Raw genomic sequence first — 18,005 nt, forward strand, 5'->3', positions numbered from 1 at the left:
CCGAAAGGCCCACAAGACCTGTGCATGAAAGGGCAATCCTAGCGTTCCCTGTGCAACCGGGGGCATGGCTAATTTGTTGAAAAAATGTGTAAGGCACTCTGCCAGACCAAGACTCAGGCAGGCGCCAGGACTTATCATCGACGCCCCTCGCCAGCGGCTCAGCCCGGCCCCACCCAGCAGCGGATTCCAACCATGTCCACCCCTCTGTCTTCGCCGGGCTACCAGCGTTTGCTGGCCCTACAGCAACGCATCCATGACTTCACCCGGGACCAGGCAACCGAGCGCGACGACCACCCAGAAGACCTGACGGGGCCGCTGTGGGTCAGTGACTACAACTACCTGGCCCTGGCACCGATACGTGGTGGCCTGCATCTGGAGTTTCATGGCGAGCTGTGGGATGAGCCCTTTGCCTGGACCCTGGAATGCCTCGCCGACCAGGCAGTGGCCGACACCCTCAGTTCCCTGGCCTTTTCCGGCCCGGACCAGGGGGCAAACGGCACCCGCGAATGGGAGTTCACGCCCTTGTTGGACAGCGACGTGAACTTTCCCATTCTCAGGTCGCTGTCGGTTCGCCCCAGCGAGCCCCAGGATCACAATGCCTCGCTGATCCAGAAAGCCGGCATGCTGATGGAGGAAGCAGGAGAAATCGCCCGCTTTGTCGCCAAGGCGCCGCATCTGAGCGAATTGACCCTGCCCAATGCCCCCGGCTCGAGCTTCTTCCAGGTCCATCTGCCGCACCTTACCCACCTGCGCATTGGCGGCCATTGGGACACCCAGCACTTCATTGCCAACCTGGCCGGCTCGGACAATCTGCCGCGGCTGAGCAACCTGGACTTCACCGAATCCAGCGCGCTGCAGAACAACTGGGCGGATCAGCGCGAAGAACAGTCCGTCACCTCCTTCGCCGACTATGAACAACTATTCGCCAGTGCTGCCTGCGACCCTTTGAGCGTGCTGCGCCTGCGCAACACCTGCCTGAGCCTGGAACAGCTCGAGAGCCTGCAACACCTGCGCCCTGCATTGCAGTTCATGGTGATCCAAGCCACTGGCGGCGGCTACGTAAAGCATTTTGCCCGGCAAGTATTTCCCTGGCGGCATCTAGTGCAGCCGGATCCGGGACAACGCTGAAACAGCCAAGGAACAGCAAGCGACAATCAGTGCTAGGTTTAAGCGTCGATTAATTGAGTTTCCACTCTGGGCGCAAGCTTGCAGTCTCCGCCATGACCGAAAGGAATCGTTCATGAACGCGGACTACAAATTGAAAAAAACAACCGGAAACACTGCCAAAAACCTGCTTTATCTGCTCTACAGCCTCTGCAGCTACGTGATTTTTCTCCTGACCTTCCTCTACTTGATTGGTTTTCTCGGTTCGTTGTTGGTACCAAAAAACATTGACTCAGGGGTATATCGCCATGGGCTGGTTGCAACAGTTATAGATATCGCCCTTATCACCCTGTTCGCCGTCCAGCACAGCGTCATGGCCCGCGAAGGCTTCAAGAAAAAAATAACCAGGCTCATTCCCGCCCCCATAGAGCGAGCGACTTATGTTCTATGCAGCAGCCTGATGCTGATCCTCTTGTTCATCCTGTGGCAACCCATCCCGGCCAAGGTATGGAGCGCTCAGTCCGAGGTGCTCAGGGCGTTGTTGAACGGCTTGTACTGGGCGGGATGGGGACTCGCATTACTGACGACGTTTCTGATCAGTCATTTGGAGTTGTTTGGTTTGAAACAGGCTTTCCGTGGTTTCTACAAAACTCAGCCCGAGCCCCTGAACTTCATTGCGCCCTGTCTCTACAAAGTTGTTCGCCACCCCATGTATCTGGGTTTTCTCATAGCCTTCTGGGCAACGCCTGAGATGACTATCGGACACCTCGTGTTCGCACTGACCTGCTCCGCTTACATATTCGTGGGAACCCATCTCGAAGAGAAAGACATGGCCAGAGTCTTTGGCAAGCAGTACCTGGCTTATCAACAGCAGGTTGGCATGCTGCTGCCTTCACGCAAAAAGCCCTGAGTTGCGAAGAAGGTTGAACGCTCTTGAAATCCTGATTGGGAGGACGTCTCCAACAGTCACTCCCCTCCCCCACAGGTCCTGCAAGGGAAACGCACCTGCCGTCGACATGGACCTGATATGACCAATACGCCGCTATTGAAGAGGCGCGACAGTCACATCGGCCTGCCCGCTCCGGGCCAGTGCGGCCTTGACGAATCCCTCGGCCTTCTTGCGCTTGATGAAGTCCCTGACATAGGTCGCGCCTGCTTCCCGCTGCCGCGGCACTGCCATGGCCTGACGAATAGCCGTAAACGCACCCTCCAGTACACGATAACCCGGAGTGTTGGCCGCCATCTGTTCCAGGGGTTGGCGCACGCCGGCCGCCGCATCCAGATGCTGGTAAAGATAAAGATCGACCGCGCCTGCCGAGGTTTCCGCCCGTTCAAGCTGAGCATGTTTCAACGTACGAGACAGAAACAGGTCATAGGCCGCGCCTTTGCCCACCGCCAACCGCAGGCCTGGCTGGTCGAGATCCTCGACCGCCTGGAAAGGTGAATCCTTCGCCACCAGATAGGTGCCCTCAATGATGACGTATGGCTCGCTGAAGGCGATCTGCTCCTCACGCACCGGCTCGATAGCCAGAAAAGCGACATCCCAGACGCCCGCCTCCAGCGCCGCAAAGACCTTGCCGGCGGCATCGAAAGTGGCGCACTGCAAACTTACGCCAAGCTCTTCAGCCAGAGCTTCTGCCAAAGCGACCGACACACCTTGTGGCGAACCATCGCTACCTTTTTGCGCCAGGACTGGGTTGCCAAAGTTAATCGCGGCCCGCAGCACGCCTTGCGGTGCAAGGTCGTCCAGGACCGCGCGGTTGATAGCACTCATGTTTTGCTCCGTGAATGAGGTTCAGTGAAAAGCAGGACCGATTTAGCCGATACAACTACCTGATGAGCTCTGACTAGCGCGTAACTGTCAACGCACTCACACAGCAGCCACCTCAATCCTTCTGCCGTTGCGACCAACCGATAATCATAAAGACGCTCCCGGGTATCCAAAAACCGGGGTTCGAGGTTCCCATCCCTACAGCAAGCAAGGTCATGCCAACTACGAACAATGGCTGCCGGAACACATTTTCCATAACAAAAGAACCTCCTGAAAAAATCAGCCTCATTTAATCAGAAACTCTCCGTTTAAGTGCAGTCAACACCACATACCGTCTACCGCGCTCGGTTGGAGCGCCTGCCGATGTTTTCTCAAGGCAATAAAGAACCCGCTCAGGGCGGGTTCTAAGGGAGCCGCTTAAAAGCCTGCTCGGGAGTGGACAGTACCAGCTTCAGAAAGCAGGTCCGGATTCAACCGGACCTGCCAGATGACCTGCCTAAGGGCATTCACAGGTAGACGGACCAAACACCGGGCCACTGCACGGGTCCTTGGATGGGCCAAATACCGGGCACGCGGCCTGGGCAGTCAGGGAAAAACCACAAAGCAGCAGTACAGCCAACATGACTTTCTTCATTTGTAACCTCCTGGTCAGTAGACGAGCAATCCATGCCCCCCTGTCGAGGGCACAAGCCAATATCAGGGACATTCGCAAACCGTAGGCCCTAGAACCGGTCCCGCACAGGGATCTTCCCCAGGCCCCAGTACCGCGCAATCCGCCTGCGCCGTCAGTGAGAACATCCACAACAGCAGCGAAGCCGCCAACATTTTCCTTTTCAATGTGATCTCCTTGATCGAAACAATGATAACTATTCGTGTTCGCCCCTGTAGCCAGGCCATTGCCCGCTGAAGGCTCAAACACCCGTCCCTCACGCACCTACCGCCAGATCGGTCCGCGAGCACGCCAAAGGACCCGAAACAGAAAAGACCAGTCACGTCGGTTGCGCCAGTGCGGTGTATTGTCGCGCCAGAGGCGAAGCGGATCCGAAGTCATCATTCCTATCGGATAGGCTAAGACCTTGTCCAACGCGCTATCAGGAGTCCGTTTTTCACCATTGGTTTAACGAGGCACTTGCTTCAAAAGGCGCGCTTATCGTTATCGATCGCTGCCATAACCAAGTGATCGGCTCGTCTCGCTATTACGAATTCGATGAGAAGAAACGAGAAGTGACGATCGGGTACACCTTCCTGGCTCGTGATCGTTGGGGAAGCGAAACCAATAGAGAGTTGAAACATTTAATGCTGACCCATGCATTTCAATGGGTGGACACTGTTTGGTTTCACGTTGACAGCCAGAACGTTCGCTCTCAACGCGCCATGGAAAAAATCGGCGGGCGCCTCTCCCATCGCGCCATCAGACAACTCACTGATCGCACTCAAGAGTACCTGCTCTATAAAATAGAGAAGCCGAGTCGCTTTGATTAATACAAAAGCCCGGCATTTGGCCGGGCTTTGCATTTCACATACAGGAGCATTCAGCTATGCACCACCAATACACTTCCTGTCTATTTCAAGCTCACCGCGAACCTGGACTTCTCGCAAACCAATCTCGGTTGCTCGTGAGCCCTTGACTCCAGCAGAGCACTCACCATAGATCTGTGAGCCTTGCACACCCGAGTATCTCATGCACTTGTACATGATCAGTCACTGGCAATGAAGGATGCCGCGCCCCCTTAGATCTCTGTACCCGCGCCTCCTCTAAAAATCATCGGCTTTTTAAAATCACACCACTCATATATTGATTTAAATCGCGAAAATCATTAACCCGCCAAGAGAATGGCGATAGCTTTACACCATTCTCCCGTAAAGTTCTTGGAATCAAGTCGCCATTGGGTCGCAGTATTACTGATGAAACAATAACGCCTGGATAATCATTTAGGCGCTTTTTAAATGCGGATGTCGTTAGATCAGGCGTGGGCGGATTGCTTTTATTTGCCAATGGCCCCGTCCCCTTGATATCTGCTCCGTGACACATAGCGCATCGCTGTAGATAGAGATTTTTTCCATTGGCATTATCCGCGAAGGATAGGGATGCTTGAATCAACGACATAACCCCTAGCGAAACGATGAGCAATACTTTTTCTTTCATTTTTTATGTGGCCTTATTGGACAAACAAGATCTGAATCGAAGGAAAACCCCGGTCATACCTCTACAACACTCAACTCTCTCGAGAACATCTAGACCGAGATTATTCGTTAGTAAGGTGCTTACCCCCCGAGAAGTAAACTTCAGACCAAACGGTATTTCGCTTGACATGCCCGACCACTAGCCTGATGTCAGCTCGTTGATTTAACAGAACTGATCCTAATGACGGTGATTAGAAGCCCGCCATTCTCCTTCGAGACGCTCTTGCGTGCAACGATCGTCCAGAAAGGCTAATGAACAATCCCCTCTAGAACTGGCCGACGTCATCAGCAGCACGCAATTCAGTGGTGACGTGCTGCACGCCAGGAAACTGGGTGGGCTGAAAAAAGGTTAAGCCCGCACGCGCCACGCCCACTCTGTCTCGTCCAATCAACTATAACGCTCATGGCTGGAGTAACGCCCGCAGTTGCAAAGGAACCTCAATAACTTCTCTGGTAATCGGTGAGACGCAAACGTGTGTAAGGCTAGAAGTAAATGCCATAACATCTGGCGTCAAACTGCCCTCCACTAAAAATGTGAACGAGTGAAGCCCAACACTGGAAACACTTACCTTAATTGAAAGCTCGTCATCCCAAGTGACCGGATGAAGAAACTCTAGCGAGAAGGCCCTTGCTGGAGGCAGTAAATTAAAACCTAGCAGCGTTCTTAATCCGGGACCGGACAGCCAAACTGTAAGTGCATCATGAACGGCCTCAACCACAAAGTACGAAAACCTAGGTGTATAGACAATCCCCTCCGGATCACAGTCGCCGAACAATACCTTCCTCTTGATAATCACTGAGTTCGGCACAAGATCAATCCTTAATATTGAGTGACGAAGTTATAACAACCAACTCGCAGCTGCTGTTTGCCCAAGGACACGATACCTCCCTCCCTTCTCCACTGCATAGACGGTATAGCGGCCAAGGACGAAGTCATTTCTGAAAAAAGTCGTGATGCAGCAATCCCCAGAAGCCGCGAGCATCTAGACCGTGGCCGGCTCGGTCGCTTCCGATGGACGTGTCTGGAGTAACAATGAGCATATACCGCGCTGGTGCGGCGCTACGTGACTTCAGCAAGCGTCAGCTCAAGGGAATGCTCCACTTTGAAGGTGTCGTGCGTGGCCGTCAGACTGTTCAGCAAGGAAAGACCAGGGCTAAACGCCATGTTGAAATCACTGACGAGCTGAAGATTGTTCTTGATCGAATAATGGCAAGGAAGAAATCCCACCAGCTCCGCTCGACGCGGCTGATCGTGGCAAAAGATGGCACCCCGATGACGGCGGCGATGTTACGCAGGCGGTTTGATATGACCAGAGAGGCCGCAGGAGTTGAAAAACCCGACTTCCAGATGCGTGATTTGCGCGCCAAGGCTGGCACAGACAAGGTGGAGTCGAGCGGCAATATCATGTGTCAGGGCCGGCCGAGTCTGTATCAGGATCGTACTCACAGGGCTTGATGTCGCTGATGATCACGGTTTGGCCGAACTCTGTGATCATCTCCAGAGCCATCACGGCCATTTCGTCGTAGAAGGCCATGGTGGCTCCAGATGTGAAAAAGCCCAGCACGATGGCTGGGCTTATGTCGCTACGAGGAAAACTTAACTGCCCGCTCGCCTTACGCGACGATCATGCTCTTTGAGCATTTCATCGGCAGCTGCTGCAGCTTTCTGATGAGCTTTCTCATCCCATTTACCGGAAGCGATGTAGCCGCTAAGCAAATCTTCAAAGATTCGAATAATCACCATAGAGCCCCTCGTTAAGCTAACCGGTAAAAACCGCTCGTACTTGTAAGGGTATCTCTGATCTCAAAAACGCAAGTCCGTATGCGCAATTAGTTGGTTCCGGCCTTCCGTCCCCCCACAACACCACCCGGGCAAGCCTCGGATAGGACGCCCCATGCCCACAGAAACCCAACACCTGGAGCAGCGAGTAGCTGCCCTTCAGTTCGACCTGAACACCAAGGACGAGCAGATAGGCGCTCTGACCTTCAGCGACAACGACCGCGAACTGTCACGGCGTTCATGGTTCGATGAAGCGAAGCGGCTGGAGAAGGAGGTCGAGGCTCTGCGCAAGGCCCTGAAATTCTACGCCGACCGGGAGCATTACCACTTTGAGAGTGGGAACTGGGACACAGTGAGCGGAGAACCGCTGAATATCCTTTGGTGCGGCGATGAGCCCGATTTCATTGAAGATGGCACGGTTGCGCACACCGCCCTATCCGCCTGCCCAACCCTCCCCAGCAGTAACCCCTCCCCCACATTCAAGTCAGCCGCTATAGCGACCAAGGACGAAGTCATGCCTGAAATAAAAGAACGGCCGATCCTGTTCTCGGCGCCGATGGTGCCCGCCATCCTGGAAGGCCGGAGGACGGTTACGCGCTGCACTGTGAAGCCGCAGCCTGAAGTGCGCGAGGTCGACATAATCGGTCCAATGCTGACGTTCAAAAACAAGCGCGGCGGCCACTGGCTTTACCCAAATGCCAAAGCTCAGATCATTGCCGATTGCGCCTACGGCCAGCCCGGTGACCGGCTGTGGGTGCGCGAGAGCCTCGGCTATGACTGCGAATACGGTCACTATTTCGCCGCCGGCGGAAAGCATGGCGAAACGGTTTATCTGTGCTCGCTGTTCGATGATGAGGATGCTCAGACAGGCCCAAGCTATGACGGTCTGCTGCCCGAGCGATCCGTGCCAAGCATCCGCCTGCACCGGCGTTACAGCCGCATCCTGCTGGAGACCACCGACGTCCGCGTCGAGCGGCTACAGGTGATCAGTCGGTCGGACATTCGCGCCGAAGGCCTGGAGTGCCCGCCTGAACTGGCCAGCGACGACGTGTCGCCCAACTACAGGGACTGGTACCCGATGGCCTTCCGGGCACTGTGGGAGTCCACCGGCGGCGACTGGGACGCCAACCCCTGGGTCTGGGTCGTCGAGTTTCGGAGGGTGCAGCCATGATCCTCCCCGCCCTCTACATGCTCTACCTGATCTACACGGGGCCAAGGCCATGAATGACGTTGCCGAACCTGCGCGGCCTAGACCAAATCCAGCGTTACCCATAACCGTAAATGCACTTTTGGTTCATTGCCCAAGGTTAGGCTGGACGGGAATCAGATCCTGAACTTCTGCGCAAGAGTAGGTGTTGGAATAGTCGAAGAATTTCGGCCTTAATTCGGAGCCGTAGCTCATACATTGGAACGCAGACGAGCCTTTTTGCAAGATTAGAAAGTGAACCGTGCCGACTCTTGCTGGCGACTGGTAGGCGGCTTTGATCTCATAGCCACTGCTTAGCAGATCGGTCACCTTTTGAGTTTTTGCCAATGCCAATGTGCTAGTGACTAGTAGGCCCAGCAGCGAGATGCTCAGGGCATTTTTTGCAATACGATTCGTTCTTGGCATGAGTCCGTCATCCGTGAAGGGAAAATGCCAAGTTACCTAAGTTCAACAAAACCGTCACGGCCCAAGCCAGCTGAGTCGTAAAACAAGGAAGCGCGGCAAGTTGGTGTATTTCACTTACGACCTGGGTGGCAAGCCGCGCAAAGAGATTTACCTGGGAAAGGACTACGGGGTTGCAATCATGGGGTACGCACGCCTCGAGCGAGATCGGACTTCAGCAGCGGCCGTAGCAAAGGTCATTACCTTTCGATATGTGGCGGAAAAATATCTAGTGGAGTTTGTTCCGACAAAGGGCGTAAACACCCAAAAGGATAACCTCAGAGAGATGAAAAACCTTCTCGCCTTCTTCGATGATCCACCAGGCCCACTCGATAACATCGAGCCGATACACATTAGGCAGTATCTGACCAGGCGTGAATCGGCGCCTGTACGCGCCAATCGGGAGAAGGCTCTATTTAGTGCGATCTGGAACTATGCCCGTAACAAGGGCTATACAGCTCTCGCCAACCCCTGCACAGGGATCAAGGGTAACAAGGAGACGGGGCAAGACAACTACGCTGAAGACGAACTATTCCAGAGGGTTTACGAAAAAGCTGATGTCGAGCTCCAGGACGCAATGGACCTCTTCTATCTGACCGGTCAGCGCATTGCCGACACATTGAAAATGGATAAACGCGATATTCGCGATGGCCGCTTAGCTGTTCAGCAAGGAAAGATCAAAGCAAAGCGCCGCATCGAAATCACTGGCGAACTGAAGATTGTTCTTGATCGAATAATGGCGAGGAAGGACTCCCACCAATTCCGCTCGACGCGGCTGATCGTTTTGGAAGATGGCACACCATTGACGGTGGCCATGCTACGAAGAAGATTCGACCTTGCTCGAGAGGCGGCCGGGGTTAAAAAGGCTGATTTTCAGATGAGGGATCTGCGCGCAAAAGCAGGCACGGACAAGTTCGAAGCTAGCGGAGATATTCTGCAGGCACGCGACCAGCTTGGGCACACAACTGTCGTCATGACCGAGCACTACATTCGCAATCGGATAGGTAAGAAGGTCTCGCCAACAAAGTAGATTGCGGCAACATTGTAGGATTGCGGCAATTTGCTTTCTGTCTAAGGAGCAATGAAAGAAGCCTAACCCCTTGATATATATGGTGCCCGAAGCCGGAATCGAACCGGCACGCCCTTACGAGCGGGGGATTTTAAGTCCCATGCGTCTACCAGTTTCGCCATTCGGGCGGTAGCGCGATCACGCGGCACTGGAACAGTCAATCGGCATCAGGCCGGCCAGTGCTTAAAGCAGGGTGTGGAATATATACATCCAGTCCTTGTGAAGCAAGGTCGAAGCAGGCAAAAAAACCTCTCCCTTCACTCTGAGCTCTGTGTAAAAAAACACAGTAAATCAGCAGCCTACAGCGGCGGTCTGATCATCCTGGATAGGGTCATCAAACATCGCGTCGACTTGTTAAGCGGCGCCAAGACTAACACGGAGAATTTATCCAACCAACTGATTTATAAAGACTTATCACCAGCCATAGGCTCATTCGAGAGGGGCGCCAGTCAAACCATGCAATGCGTTCAGCGCGAAGCGGGCCCTTGGCAGGTCTCAAGCTTCAGCCAGAAAATTCAACGATAGTTTGAGTTTAAGCGGGTCGTCCTGGGGGGCGGCCAACTCGGTTTCCAGGTGAGTCGAAAACGCCTGTTCCACTGGCGCCTCGGGGCCCTTGACCTGGGTCACTGTGCGGTTGTTTTCCAGCACCTTTGACAGTTGTGCGTAGGTGTAATTGGCGGGAGGCGTATTGCCTATGTTCATGGAGGTCTTCCTTGATATCGAGTCAATCCGCAAGGACAGATCGAAGAGTCAAAAGTCATGGCATGCCGCGTCCCGGTTCATTGACCAGATACTGACGCTGCAATGGGATACTACAGGCTCTGGGCTGGAAATAAGCACATCGATAGCCAGCGGAGTTCGCCCAGTACACATGACCTCGCCATCCATGAACCGGTAAAGAGTCATAGATACCGGGCGAACGCCACAAAACTATGCGTTCAGAATGACATGTTCAACTGTCACCAATGACAACCGGGGGATGTTAACCAGCGTAGTTGGTAAAACCACCGGCAAAGCCTCTGCGCCCTGCCCGGAGCTCAGTCCGCAACTCGCCGATCAGGTTGGAGATGTCGCGCACACTGGTGAGTTCGGCAGTCGAGACTCCGGTTAACAATAAATCCACCCGGCCTGAATCGGCATCGTAGATCTTGATCGTCAGGGAGCCGCTGGGATGCATGCTGCAGACGCAGGAAAGCGGGAGAAAGCCGGACTCCAAGATGTGACAAAGCTCGCTGGTGGAGAGCATGGCTTATCGCCTGTGTGGAATTTTGTGGATTTTTCCCATTCAGAATAGGTCAGCACCTGATCCTTTGTATCGAAAAAACACACAACAAATGCTAACTACCTCTCAGTTCTACTGCGCAGTTTCTGCGCCAGGCCACGCTCTGATCGCCTGGGCCTACCTGCTTCTCCAGCGTTATTCTGCGCTGTGCTTTTTTCCGTCAGTTGTGTAAGTTTCAAGCCTATGAACCTGAATCTTCAGTCCCGCCCCGCCGCGATTATGACCGCCTGCACCAGCAAGGTGGGCTAGCGGTCGTTCAACCCCTAATCAACCCGCCTCAGAGGCGGGTTTTATCACCCGTCTTCTGAAGCGCACCCCCCCCCCAGGAGACAAGCATGAGCCACTCATCCCCTGCTGTTCTACACCTGCTGTGCGGCAAGATCGCCTCGGGTAAATCCACACTGGCCAAGCGACTGGCCCAGGCTCCCGGCAGCGTGTTGATCTGTGAGGACCAATGGCTGGCGCAGTTGTATCCGGGCCTTATTCATTCAGTTGCTGACTATGCGCTGCATGCCCAGCGCCTGAAAAACGCGCTGGAGCCTTTGCTGATCAGTCTGTTGCGTGGTGGCAACAATGTCGTGCTGGACTTCCCCGCCAATACCTTGGCCCAACGCGCCTGGTTGCGAGCCTTGGCAGATCAAGCACAGGTCGAGCATCGACTGCACCTGTTGAATGTCGATGAGGATGTCTGCCTGACAAGACTGCGGGAACGTAACAGCCTGGGAGATCACCCCTTTAGTACCAGCAAGGAACAATTCGAGCTGATCTGCCGTTACTTCGAGCTTCCACAGACGGAAGAAGGACTGCACATCCTGGAGTACTGAATTGCGGGATTGTCGCCCGCGATGCCGGGCCGGCTTCTGAAGCTTGCGTAGGAAGGGTGCGTCGAGAAAGGCGGCGGAGACAAATTTCAGGCAAAAAAAAGCCCAAGTAGCTGATGGACACTTGGGGCTAAAAATGCATAAACCGTGGTAGGTGAACGCGGAACTATAGTAACGGAACAGTACATTCTGTAACAAGATATTTTGAAGAAAAAACACAAATAAAATCACCTAAGTCATTAAATATCCACACTTTTTTTGAGTATTTGAGTTTCATGTCACGCCTTCTCGCACCTTTTTAGGCGCCAAGATGATGCGCCTGAATTGCCCATCACCGCAGTGCGAAAGCCCGTCCACCGTTAAACGAAAATGCGCTGAAAATTCACAGAATCGCAACAGACAGACAACGTTGCTCACCTTAAATTGCCGGCACTTGCCTGAATGGAATGTGTGGGTATGAATGACTTTCTCGACGCCCTGCCCCTGATGCTGTGCCTGTCCACCTTTGCCTGGTGTTGCTGGGGCTAGGCTTTGTACGAAAAGCCTTGATACTCGGTGATGCTGCGTTGAAAACGGTTCCAGCCCCCTTCTCACGCCGACTCGACGACTGCGGTGGTACTGAACAGTGCCTGCCCTAGCGCTCGTGCCCGCTCCAGGCAAGGCGCCACATCGCCGCTCTCCGAGTCAAACATCAGTTGCGAGGTCAGCACCCTGGCGCCGCAGTAGTCGAAGATTCCATGGTCGATCTGGGTCTGCATCGCGCCGAGATAACCATGTCGCTCATAAGTGCCAACGTCGGCCCCGGCAACGCCTATCAGGTGCACGCTCAGACGCCCTAGCTTCTTCTCCAGCTTGGCGTCCGCGCGAAAATCGAAGGCCCAGCCATTGGAGAACACGCGATCAATCCAGCCCTTGAGCAGCGCCGGCATGGACCACCAATAAACCGGGTAGACCAGCACCAGAGCATCGGCGCGGTCGATCCGTGCCTGTTCGGCGAGCACATCGGCAGGAGGAAGCACCTGGGTACGATGCACAGCAATATCGGCAGCACCGAAGCGTGGTTCGAACCCTTCAGCCCAGAGATCGGCAATCTCGAATGAATGCCCGGAACCGCGCCCCACCCCCTCGGCAATCTGCGCCGCGAGGCTATGGGTGAGAGACTTGGGATCATGATGAGCGACAACAATAAGTGCATGCATGGCGAGTACTCCTGCGGACGGATTGCGCTGGGGGATTGAGCTTTATATACTTTTAGTAAGTTACTGCCGATAAGTTACTTTTGGTATATATCCATGTCAAGCAGTCAGAAAACCGATTCCACTTCATCGCCGCGACGGCGCCTGTCGCGGGAGCAACGCCTGCAACAACTGATGGCCGTAGCCTGGCAGATTGTCCGTGAGCACGGCACCGAGGCGCTCACCCTGGGATATCTGGCGGAACAGGCCGGCGTCACCAAGCCGGTGGTCTACGACCATTTCGGCACTCGAGCGGTGCTCCTGGCGGCGCTGTATCAGGACTTCGACCAGCGCCAGACGCTGCTGATGGAACAGGCCCTGCAAACCAGCGAACCGACCCTTGCCGCCCGCGCAGCGGTCATTGCCACGTCCTACGTCGACTGCGTGTTGTTGCAGGGCCGCGAAATCCCCGGGGTGATTGCCGCCCTGGCCAGTTCGCCGGAGCTTGAGATCATCAAGCGCGACTACCAGGCAATATTCCTAGAGAAATGCCGTCATGCTCTGGAACCCTTCGCCGCCGGAGCCGTGATCGCAAGGGCCGGGCTGCACGCCATGCTGGGTGCGGCCGAAGCGGTTTCCCACGCGTCGGCGCTGGGAGAAATCACCCCCGCACAAGCCCAGGAAGAACTCTGCGCCACCATCGTGGCCATGGTTGAAAGAGCACGCGCCAGCACCTCTGCAACCCAATGAGCCACTGCCCGGATATCAATGACCGGCCCCAGCGCCAGTCCTGCAAGGGAAAAGCAATGCTGCTGACACGATTGGAACCGCTGGATCAATTGCTGGAACGCTATCGCCAAGAGTTGGGCAAGGACTTCACCGGCTATCGCAACCATGTGTACCGGGTCATCAACTTCTGCAACCTGCTCATCAATGCCGATGCCCAGCAGTTGCAGAAACTGGCCATAGCCGGCGCCTTCCACGACCTGGGCATCTGGACCGCCAAGACATTCGACTACCTACCGCCATCGCTGCGCCTGGCTGAAAACCACCTGGATGAAATAGACAGGTCCGAGTGGAAAGCCGAAGTGCTGGCAATGATCGAACAGCACCACAAGATCACCGCCGCCCCACACCCAGGCAGCCTGGTGGAAAGTTTTCGCCGAGCCGACTGGATAGATGTGTCGCTGGGAATGTTGAATTTCGGCCTCTCGCGAGACGATCGCCGCCGGGTATTTTCAGCCTTTCCTGATGCAGGCTTTCATCTGCGCCTGGTTCAGCTGTCTTTCAAGCAACTGCTGATCCGCCCGTGGAAACCTTTGCCCATGCTGCGCCTCTGATCCTCCGGCTATCCGGCCCGCGGCTAAAGGCTGGAGCGCGTAAACTGCATCCATTACTGGCAATACCGGCCGCGAATCAAGCGGCTGCAACCACCGAGAACAGCTATGTCGCCCCACCCTAAGATCCTGCCGCCCCTGAGCGCTGAGGCTGAAACACAGCCGCTACCCCCGGACACCGTTGGACTCAACGCCGATGCCAACCCAGTGCTTTCGGTATTCGACTTCGACGGAACCCTCACTCGCCACGACAGTTTTGTGCCCTTTCTGAAGTTTGCCTTCGGGCAACGCGGGTTCAACCAACGGATACTCAAGCTGGCGCTACCCAGTCTGGGCTACCTGACTCGTCGCGTTGACCGCGACCGACTCAAGGCGCAATTGATCAGCACCTTTCTCAAGGGCATCGAGGCGGCGTGGCTCCAGCAACAGGCCGAAGCCTTCTGTCTGAAATCCTGGACCCGACTGATGCGCCCGAGTGGGCTGCAAGCCGTAGCCGGGGAACTGCGTTCCGGAGCGCTGGTGACCCTGTGCTCGGCGTCGCCGGCCCTGGTGCTGCAGCCTTTCGCCACACGCTTGGGCATCAGGCTGATCGGAACCGAACTGGAGGTGGTCGATGGCGTGCTGACCGGCCGCATCGCCGGCCACAATTGCCGTTGCGAAAACAAGGTACTGCGCCTGGAAAGTGTCTACGGCCCATTGAACCAATATCGACTCAGGGCCTGGGGCGATACCCGGGGTGACCGCGAGCTCCTGGCGGCGGCACAGGACGCCCACTGGCGACACTTCCACCCGGCCTGGCGCCGCGGGCTTGGCGCTCGCTGACACCCGCCGCCCCCTACAAAACACCCGACCAACGGCAAACGGCCAGGAAAAAGATTCGCTATACCCAACAGCAGGCGCCCCAGCGGCCATGAGCCGGAGGGCGCCCGCGACGTCAAGCAGCCTGGGGACAAGAGCGGCCTCGCAGACCAAGGAAAAACAGCCGCCTATACAAGGAGAGGGCCTGCCACGATGAAAACCAATGGCTATCTGCTGCGTACGCTGGCCGTGTTGCTCGCGACCGGCGCACCCGCCGCCCTACTTCTGAGTCACCCGAACCCTCCCCCGTACCTGACAGTTGCACCTGCTTTGGACTGGCCACGCCTGGGCGCCTGGGCCAGTTGCCTGGCCGGCCTGTTCGTCTTGTTCGTCCTCGCCGGTCTGCGAATTCGCGGACGGGTACTTGGGGTGCTGATTGACGAGCGCAACCGGTATTCGCTGTCACGCCTGCAAATGACCCTGTGGACACTGCTGGTACTGGCCACTCTGTATACGGTGTACATCGGCAACATTGTCCGGGGAAACGCCACTACAGCGCTGATGGTGGACTTGGACTACAACCTGATCGCGTTGATGGGCTTCAGCCTGGCCAGCTTCGTCACAGCCCCCATGGCCTTGAACCGCAAGGCCGAGCAGCCTGCAGACACCAGCGCTCTGGCAACCACCGGCCAGCAGTTGCTCGACAGCCAGAGCCTGGTCGCCCTGCCGTCGGCCAAGGGCCAGGTGCTGATGAAGAGTGACCCAAAGGATGCGCGATTGGCCGACCTGATTCGCGGCGAGGACGTGAGCAATGGCGTCATCGTCGACCTGCCACGCCTGCAGATGCTGCTGATTACCATGGTGGTGGTGTTTGTCTATGGCGCCGCCGTCGGCCATAGCCTGGGCTCAGGCAGTTGGGTGCTGGAGGTGTTGCCGAAACTGCATAACACACTGCTGTTGCTGGCCCTGATCAGCCACAGTGGCTACGTGGTGGGCAAATTAATCCCCAGTAACCTCAATCCTTCCGTCCTTCTCCCGGGACCCACCGTCCAGAGCGAGCCGCCCGGCAGCGCAGCCGCTCCACGGAACCAGCCCCAAACCGGACTCACTCCACCATAGCCATCAGTCGCTGACGCATGCCGACGCTGGCAGCAGGTCCCGCCTGTACCGTGCACGCCTGCAACGGCACCAGATGACCATCGGCAACATCCACCATCACTGGCTGCACAGGTCGTCCGCTCTCACGCTCGACCAGTTGCACGCTTTCGCCCTCGGGCGCGTAGTGGCGATTGCCCCAAGCTACAAAGGCCATGAGTACGACACGGAAATCCTCGCCCTTGGCTGTAGGCACATATTGATAGCGCAAGGGGCGCTCGCTGTAGGCCTGGCGCTCCAACAGCCCCGCCTCCACCAGTGAGTTCAAGCGTCGGGTCAGCATGTTCGGGGCGATCTCCAGGCTGCGGGAGAATTCGTCGAAGCGCCTCAGGCCATGCAGCGCGTCGCGCATGATCAAGATGCTCCACCATTCGCCGACCCGCTCCAGGCTGCGGGCAATGGGACATTCAGCGTCGATCAGACTTTTACGTTGCATGGCTGGCTCCTGCGATGCACCTCAGTATTTGTGGATTCGGATGTTACTTTCATGATGATAGTATCGTCCACGTTTCGTTGTTCCCCACGCAAAGCAACTGAAGGAGCAGGACCCGCATGAGTAAACGCATCGTAGTCACCGGTATGGGCGCAATCACTCCACTGGGTTGTGGGGTCGAGCAGGTCTGGCAGCGCCTGCTGGCGGGACAATCCGGAATCCGTCAATTGCCCGAAGAGTTTATCCAGGATCTGCCCACCACCATTGGCGGCCAAGTGCCCGGCGCGCTCGAGGATCCCCAGGCAGGCTTCGACCCGGACCGGCTGCTGGCCCCCAAGGAACAGCGCAAGATGGACCGTTTCATCCTCTTCGCCCTAGCAGCGGCCGAAGAAGCCCTGGCCCAGGCCAACTGGAAACCCGATAGTCCCCAGGCCCAGGAACGTACAGCCACCATCATTGCCTCTGGTGTAGGCGGCTTCCCGGCCATCGCCGATGCCGTGCGAACCACCGACAGCAAGGGCCCGCGGCGCCTGTCGCCGTTCACCATTCCGTCATTCCTGAGCAATATGGCGGCAGGTCACGTTTCGATCCGCCACGGCCTCAAGGGACCACTGGGAGCGCCAGTCACTGCCTGTGCTGCCGGAGTCCAGGCCATTGGCGACGCCGCGCGGATGATCCGCGCCGGTGAAATCGACATCGCCGTCTGTGGTGGAGCTGAGGCGGCGATCCATCGGGTCAGCCTGGGTGGCTTCGCCGCAGCCCGCGCGCTGTCCAGCGAGTACAACGACACCCCGGAACGGGCTTCACGCCCCTTCGATCAGGCACGGGATGGCTTTGTCATGGGTGAAGGCGCCGGACTGCTGGTCATCGAAGAGCTGGAACATGCCCTGGCTCGGGGCGCACAGCCCATCGCGGAGCTGGTGGGCTATGGCACCAGCGCGGACGCCTACCACATGACCGCGGGGCCGGAAGATGGCGACGGTGCCCGGCGTGCCATGCAGCAAGCCTTGCGCCAGGCCGGTGTGCAAGCCTCTCAGGTCCAGCACCTGAATGCCCATGCCACCTCCACGCCAGTGGGCGACAAGGGCGAACTGGCTGCCATCAGGACTGTATTCGGCACCGGCAGCGGCCTGGCCATCAGCGCCACCAAGTCCGCCACCGGGCATCTGCTGGGTGCCGCCGGCGGCATCGAGGCGATCTTTGCCATCCTCGCCCTGCGTGACCAGATCGCGCCTGCAACCCTCAATCTGGACAACCCGGACAGCGCCGCCGAGGGCCTTGATCTGGTGCGCAACCAGGCACGCAAAATGGCCATGGAATACGCACTGTCCAATGGTTTCGGCTTTGGTGGGGTCAATGCCAGCGTGCTGTTCAAGCGCTGGCAATAACGCTTCGAGAAGACGGACTCGATGTTGAGATTTCAGCCACGACAGGCTGAAACCTCAACA

Annotated in this window: 23 protein-coding genes and 1 tRNA gene; 12 read left to right on the forward strand and 12 right to left on the reverse strand. The window is 56.6% G+C overall.

The annotated features are described in order from the left end of the window. Window positions 1-192 precede the first annotated feature (192 nt). Complete coding sequence (locus tag PQT43_RS29840) at window positions 193-1,128, forward strand: hypothetical protein (protein ID WP_267268362.1); 936 nt, start codon at window positions 193-195, stop codon at window positions 1,126-1,128. A 112-nt stretch (window positions 1,129-1,240) separates the two neighbouring features. Then, window positions 1,241-2,014 (forward strand): methanethiol S-methyltransferase, encoded by a 774-nt coding sequence (gene mddA / locus PQT43_RS29845; protein ID WP_267268363.1) that lies wholly within the window; start codon window positions 1,241-1,243, stop codon window positions 2,012-2,014. 132 nt (window positions 2,015-2,146) lie between these two features. Here the strand turns inward: mddA and PQT43_RS29850 are convergent, their stop codons facing one another. The 3 genes from PQT43_RS29850 to PQT43_RS29860 all read right to left on the reverse strand — a co-directional run bounded on the left by PQT43_RS29850 (window position 2,147) and on the right by PQT43_RS29860 (window position 3,712). Beyond that, window positions 2,147-2,878 carry a transporter substrate-binding domain-containing protein gene (locus tag PQT43_RS29850; RefSeq protein WP_267268364.1) on the reverse strand — a complete coding sequence of 244 codons (732 nt, stop codon included), beginning with the start codon at window positions 2,876-2,878 and terminating at the stop codon, window positions 2,147-2,149. Between the two features lie 493 nt (window positions 2,879-3,371). After that, the gene (locus tag PQT43_RS29855; protein WP_240322014.1) at window positions 3,372-3,509 is read right to left on the reverse strand and encodes a PA0050 family protein; all 138 of its coding nucleotides are present in this window, start codon (window positions 3,507-3,509) and stop codon (window positions 3,372-3,374) included. A 62-nt stretch (window positions 3,510-3,571) separates the two neighbouring features. After that, complete coding sequence (locus PQT43_RS29860; protein ID WP_003083582.1) at window positions 3,572-3,712, reverse strand: PA0050 family protein; 141 nt, start codon at window positions 3,710-3,712, stop codon at window positions 3,572-3,574. A 174-nt stretch (window positions 3,713-3,886) separates the two neighbouring features. On the opposite strand from PQT43_RS29860, the gene PQT43_RS29865 reads away from it, so the two are divergent. Next, window positions 3,887-4,357 (forward strand): GNAT family N-acetyltransferase, encoded by a 471-nt coding sequence (locus PQT43_RS29865; RefSeq protein ID WP_267268365.1) that lies wholly within the window; start codon window positions 3,887-3,889, stop codon window positions 4,355-4,357. A gap of 280 nt (window positions 4,358-4,637) precedes the next feature. Here the strand turns inward: PQT43_RS29865 and PQT43_RS29870 are convergent, their stop codons facing one another. Both PQT43_RS29870 and PQT43_RS29875 read right to left on the reverse strand, forming a co-directional pair. Continuing rightward, entirely contained in the window at window positions 4,638-5,021 is a 384-nt protein-coding gene (locus tag PQT43_RS29870) for a c-type cytochrome (RefSeq protein WP_102882590.1), read from the reverse strand. Window positions 5,022-5,460: 439 nt separating this feature from the next. Beyond that, window positions 5,461-5,868 carry an acyl-CoA thioesterase gene (locus PQT43_RS29875; RefSeq protein ID WP_102882589.1) on the reverse strand — a complete coding sequence of 136 codons (408 nt, stop codon included), beginning with the start codon at window positions 5,866-5,868 and terminating at the stop codon, window positions 5,461-5,463. A 224-nt stretch (window positions 5,869-6,092) separates the two neighbouring features. Here PQT43_RS29875 and PQT43_RS29880 point away from each other — a divergent pair, with 224 nt between their 5' ends. Then, a complete protein-coding gene (locus PQT43_RS29880) occupies window positions 6,093-6,515 on the forward strand; it encodes a tyrosine-type recombinase/integrase (protein ID WP_267268366.1) in 423 nt (140 codons plus the stop codon). A gap of 141 nt (window positions 6,516-6,656) precedes the next feature. Here PQT43_RS29880 and PQT43_RS29885 read toward each other — a convergent pair whose 3' ends face one another. Then, window positions 6,657-6,803: a hypothetical protein gene (locus tag PQT43_RS29885; protein ID WP_185021182.1), complete on the reverse strand. Its 147-nt coding sequence runs from the start codon at window positions 6,801-6,803 to the stop codon at window positions 6,657-6,659. A gap of 550 nt (window positions 6,804-7,353) precedes the next feature. Here PQT43_RS29885 and PQT43_RS31580 point away from each other — a divergent pair. After that, a complete protein-coding gene (locus tag PQT43_RS31580) occupies window positions 7,354-8,010 on the forward strand; it encodes a hypothetical protein (protein ID WP_306393843.1) in 657 nt (218 codons plus the stop codon). Window positions 8,011-8,133: 123 nt separating this feature from the next. Here the strand turns inward: PQT43_RS31580 and PQT43_RS29895 are convergent, their stop codons facing one another. After that, window positions 8,134-8,451, reverse strand: coding sequence for a hypothetical protein (locus tag PQT43_RS29895; protein WP_102882583.1), 318 nt, complete (start codon window positions 8,449-8,451; stop codon window positions 8,134-8,136). Between the two features lie 103 nt (window positions 8,452-8,554). On the opposite strand from PQT43_RS29895, the gene PQT43_RS29900 reads away from it, so the two are divergent. Next, window positions 8,555-9,517 carry a tyrosine-type recombinase/integrase gene (locus tag PQT43_RS29900; RefSeq protein ID WP_272755442.1) on the forward strand — a complete coding sequence of 321 codons (963 nt, stop codon included), beginning with the start codon at window positions 8,555-8,557 and terminating at the stop codon, window positions 9,515-9,517. Window positions 9,518-9,597: 80 nt separating this feature from the next. Here PQT43_RS29900 and PQT43_RS29905 read toward each other — a convergent pair. From PQT43_RS29905 to PQT43_RS29915, 3 genes are all read right to left on the reverse strand, one after another. Continuing rightward, a tRNA-Leu gene (locus PQT43_RS29905) sits at window positions 9,598-9,684 on the reverse strand. A gap of 367 nt (window positions 9,685-10,051) precedes the next feature. Then, a complete protein-coding gene (locus PQT43_RS29910; RefSeq protein WP_110596571.1) occupies window positions 10,052-10,258 on the reverse strand; it encodes a hypothetical protein in 207 nt (68 codons plus the stop codon). A 280-nt stretch (window positions 10,259-10,538) separates the two neighbouring features. Beyond that, entirely contained in the window at window positions 10,539-10,802 is a 264-nt protein-coding gene (locus PQT43_RS29915) for a DUF1652 domain-containing protein (protein ID WP_253085308.1), read from the reverse strand. Window positions 10,803-11,173: 371 nt separating this feature from the next. Between PQT43_RS29915 and PQT43_RS29920 the strand changes: the two genes are divergently transcribed. Next, the gene (locus PQT43_RS29920) at window positions 11,174-11,662 is read left to right on the forward strand and encodes an AAA family ATPase (protein ID WP_110652714.1); all 489 of its coding nucleotides are present in this window, start codon (window positions 11,174-11,176) and stop codon (window positions 11,660-11,662) included. Between the two features lie 587 nt (window positions 11,663-12,249). Here the strand turns inward: PQT43_RS29920 and PQT43_RS29925 are convergent. Next, on the reverse strand, window positions 12,250-12,858 hold the full coding sequence (locus PQT43_RS29925) for an NAD(P)H-dependent oxidoreductase (RefSeq protein ID WP_123394352.1): 609 nt from the start codon (window positions 12,856-12,858) through the stop codon (window positions 12,250-12,252). A gap of 93 nt (window positions 12,859-12,951) precedes the next feature. Here PQT43_RS29925 and PQT43_RS29930 point away from each other — a divergent pair, with 93 nt between their 5' ends. The 4 genes from PQT43_RS29930 (at window position 12,952) to PQT43_RS29945 (ending at window position 16,088) form a co-directional block, all read left to right on the forward strand. Continuing rightward, window positions 12,952-13,584 carry a TetR/AcrR family transcriptional regulator gene (locus PQT43_RS29930; protein ID WP_253085309.1) on the forward strand — a complete coding sequence of 211 codons (633 nt, stop codon included), beginning with the start codon at window positions 12,952-12,954 and terminating at the stop codon, window positions 13,582-13,584. 56 nt (window positions 13,585-13,640) lie between these two features. Beyond that, window positions 13,641-14,174, forward strand: coding sequence for a hypothetical protein (locus PQT43_RS29935; RefSeq protein WP_250330673.1), 534 nt, complete (start codon window positions 13,641-13,643; stop codon window positions 14,172-14,174). A gap of 105 nt (window positions 14,175-14,279) precedes the next feature. Further along, window positions 14,280-14,993 (forward strand): HAD family hydrolase, encoded by a 714-nt coding sequence (locus tag PQT43_RS29940; RefSeq protein WP_110596566.1) that lies wholly within the window; start codon window positions 14,280-14,282, stop codon window positions 14,991-14,993. A 189-nt stretch (window positions 14,994-15,182) separates the two neighbouring features. Next, entirely contained in the window at window positions 15,183-16,088 is a 906-nt protein-coding gene (locus PQT43_RS29945) for a hypothetical protein (RefSeq protein ID WP_253085310.1), read from the forward strand. Here PQT43_RS29945 and PQT43_RS29950 read toward each other — a convergent pair. Continuing rightward, a complete protein-coding gene (locus PQT43_RS29950) occupies window positions 16,075-16,560 on the reverse strand; it encodes a winged helix-turn-helix transcriptional regulator (protein WP_102882575.1) in 486 nt (161 codons plus the stop codon). The two genes, PQT43_RS29945 and PQT43_RS29950, sit on opposite strands and share 14 nt — an antisense overlap. A gap of 116 nt (window positions 16,561-16,676) precedes the next feature. Between PQT43_RS29950 and fabF the strand changes: the two genes are divergently transcribed. Beyond that, window positions 16,677-17,945 (forward strand): beta-ketoacyl-ACP synthase II, encoded by a 1,269-nt coding sequence (gene fabF, locus PQT43_RS29955; protein ID WP_102882574.1) that lies wholly within the window; start codon window positions 16,677-16,679, stop codon window positions 17,943-17,945. The last annotated feature ends 60 nt before the right edge of the window (window positions 17,946-18,005 follow it).

The organism is Pseudomonas sp. BLCC-B112, from assembly GCF_028550695.1.
In the GTDB taxonomy this organism is placed as follows: Bacteria; Pseudomonadota; Gammaproteobacteria; order Pseudomonadales; family Pseudomonadaceae; genus Aquipseudomonas; species Aquipseudomonas danubii.

Excerpts from the sequence above, each read along its gene's own strand:
- fabF (WP_102882574.1), top strand. The coding sequence starts at position 16,677 with ATGAGTAAACGCATCGTAGTCACCGGTATGGGCGCAATCACTCCACTG.
- PQT43_RS29855 (WP_240322014.1), bottom strand. The coding sequence starts at position 3,509 with ATGAAGAAAGTCATGTTGGCTGTACTGCTGCTTTGTGGTTTTTCCCTG.
- PQT43_RS29920 (WP_110652714.1), top strand. The coding sequence starts at position 11,174 with ATGAGCCACTCATCCCCTGCTGTTCTACACCTGCTGTGCGGCAAGATC.
- PQT43_RS29885 (WP_185021182.1), bottom strand. The coding sequence starts at position 6,803 with ATGGTGATTATTCGAATCTTTGAAGATTTGCTTAGCGGCTACATCGCT.
- PQT43_RS29930 (WP_253085309.1), top strand. The coding sequence starts at position 12,952 with ATGTCAAGCAGTCAGAAAACCGATTCCACTTCATCGCCGCGACGGCGC.
- PQT43_RS29895 (WP_102882583.1), bottom strand. The coding sequence starts at position 8,451 with ATGCCAAGAACGAATCGTATTGCAAAAAATGCCCTGAGCATCTCGCTG.
- PQT43_RS29935 (WP_250330673.1), top strand. The coding sequence starts at position 13,641 with ATGCTGCTGACACGATTGGAACCGCTGGATCAATTGCTGGAACGCTAT.
- mddA (WP_267268363.1), top strand. The coding sequence starts at position 1,241 with ATGAACGCGGACTACAAATTGAAAAAAACAACCGGAAACACTGCCAAA.
- PQT43_RS29840 (WP_267268362.1), top strand. The coding sequence starts at position 193 with ATGTCCACCCCTCTGTCTTCGCCGGGCTACCAGCGTTTGCTGGCCCTA.
- PQT43_RS29940 (WP_110596566.1), top strand. The coding sequence starts at position 14,280 with ATGTCGCCCCACCCTAAGATCCTGCCGCCCCTGAGCGCTGAGGCTGAA.
- PQT43_RS29945 (WP_253085310.1), top strand. The coding sequence starts at position 15,183 with ATGAAAACCAATGGCTATCTGCTGCGTACGCTGGCCGTGTTGCTCGCG.
- PQT43_RS29915 (WP_253085308.1), bottom strand. The coding sequence starts at position 10,802 with ATGCTCTCCACCAGCGAGCTTTGTCACATCTTGGAGTCCGGCTTTCTC.
- PQT43_RS29850 (WP_267268364.1), bottom strand. The coding sequence starts at position 2,878 with ATGAGTGCTATCAACCGCGCGGTCCTGGACGACCTTGCACCGCAAGGC.
- PQT43_RS29950 (WP_102882575.1), bottom strand. The coding sequence starts at position 16,560 with ATGCAACGTAAAAGTCTGATCGACGCTGAATGTCCCATTGCCCGCAGC.
- PQT43_RS31580 (WP_306393843.1), top strand. The coding sequence starts at position 7,354 with ATGCCTGAAATAAAAGAACGGCCGATCCTGTTCTCGGCGCCGATGGTG.
- PQT43_RS29925 (WP_123394352.1), bottom strand. The coding sequence starts at position 12,858 with ATGCATGCACTTATTGTTGTCGCTCATCATGATCCCAAGTCTCTCACC.
- PQT43_RS29880 (WP_267268366.1), top strand. The coding sequence starts at position 6,093 with ATGAGCATATACCGCGCTGGTGCGGCGCTACGTGACTTCAGCAAGCGT.
- PQT43_RS29870 (WP_102882590.1), bottom strand. The coding sequence starts at position 5,021 with ATGAAAGAAAAAGTATTGCTCATCGTTTCGCTAGGGGTTATGTCGTTG.
- PQT43_RS29910 (WP_110596571.1), bottom strand. The coding sequence starts at position 10,258 with ATGAACATAGGCAATACGCCTCCCGCCAATTACACCTACGCACAACTG.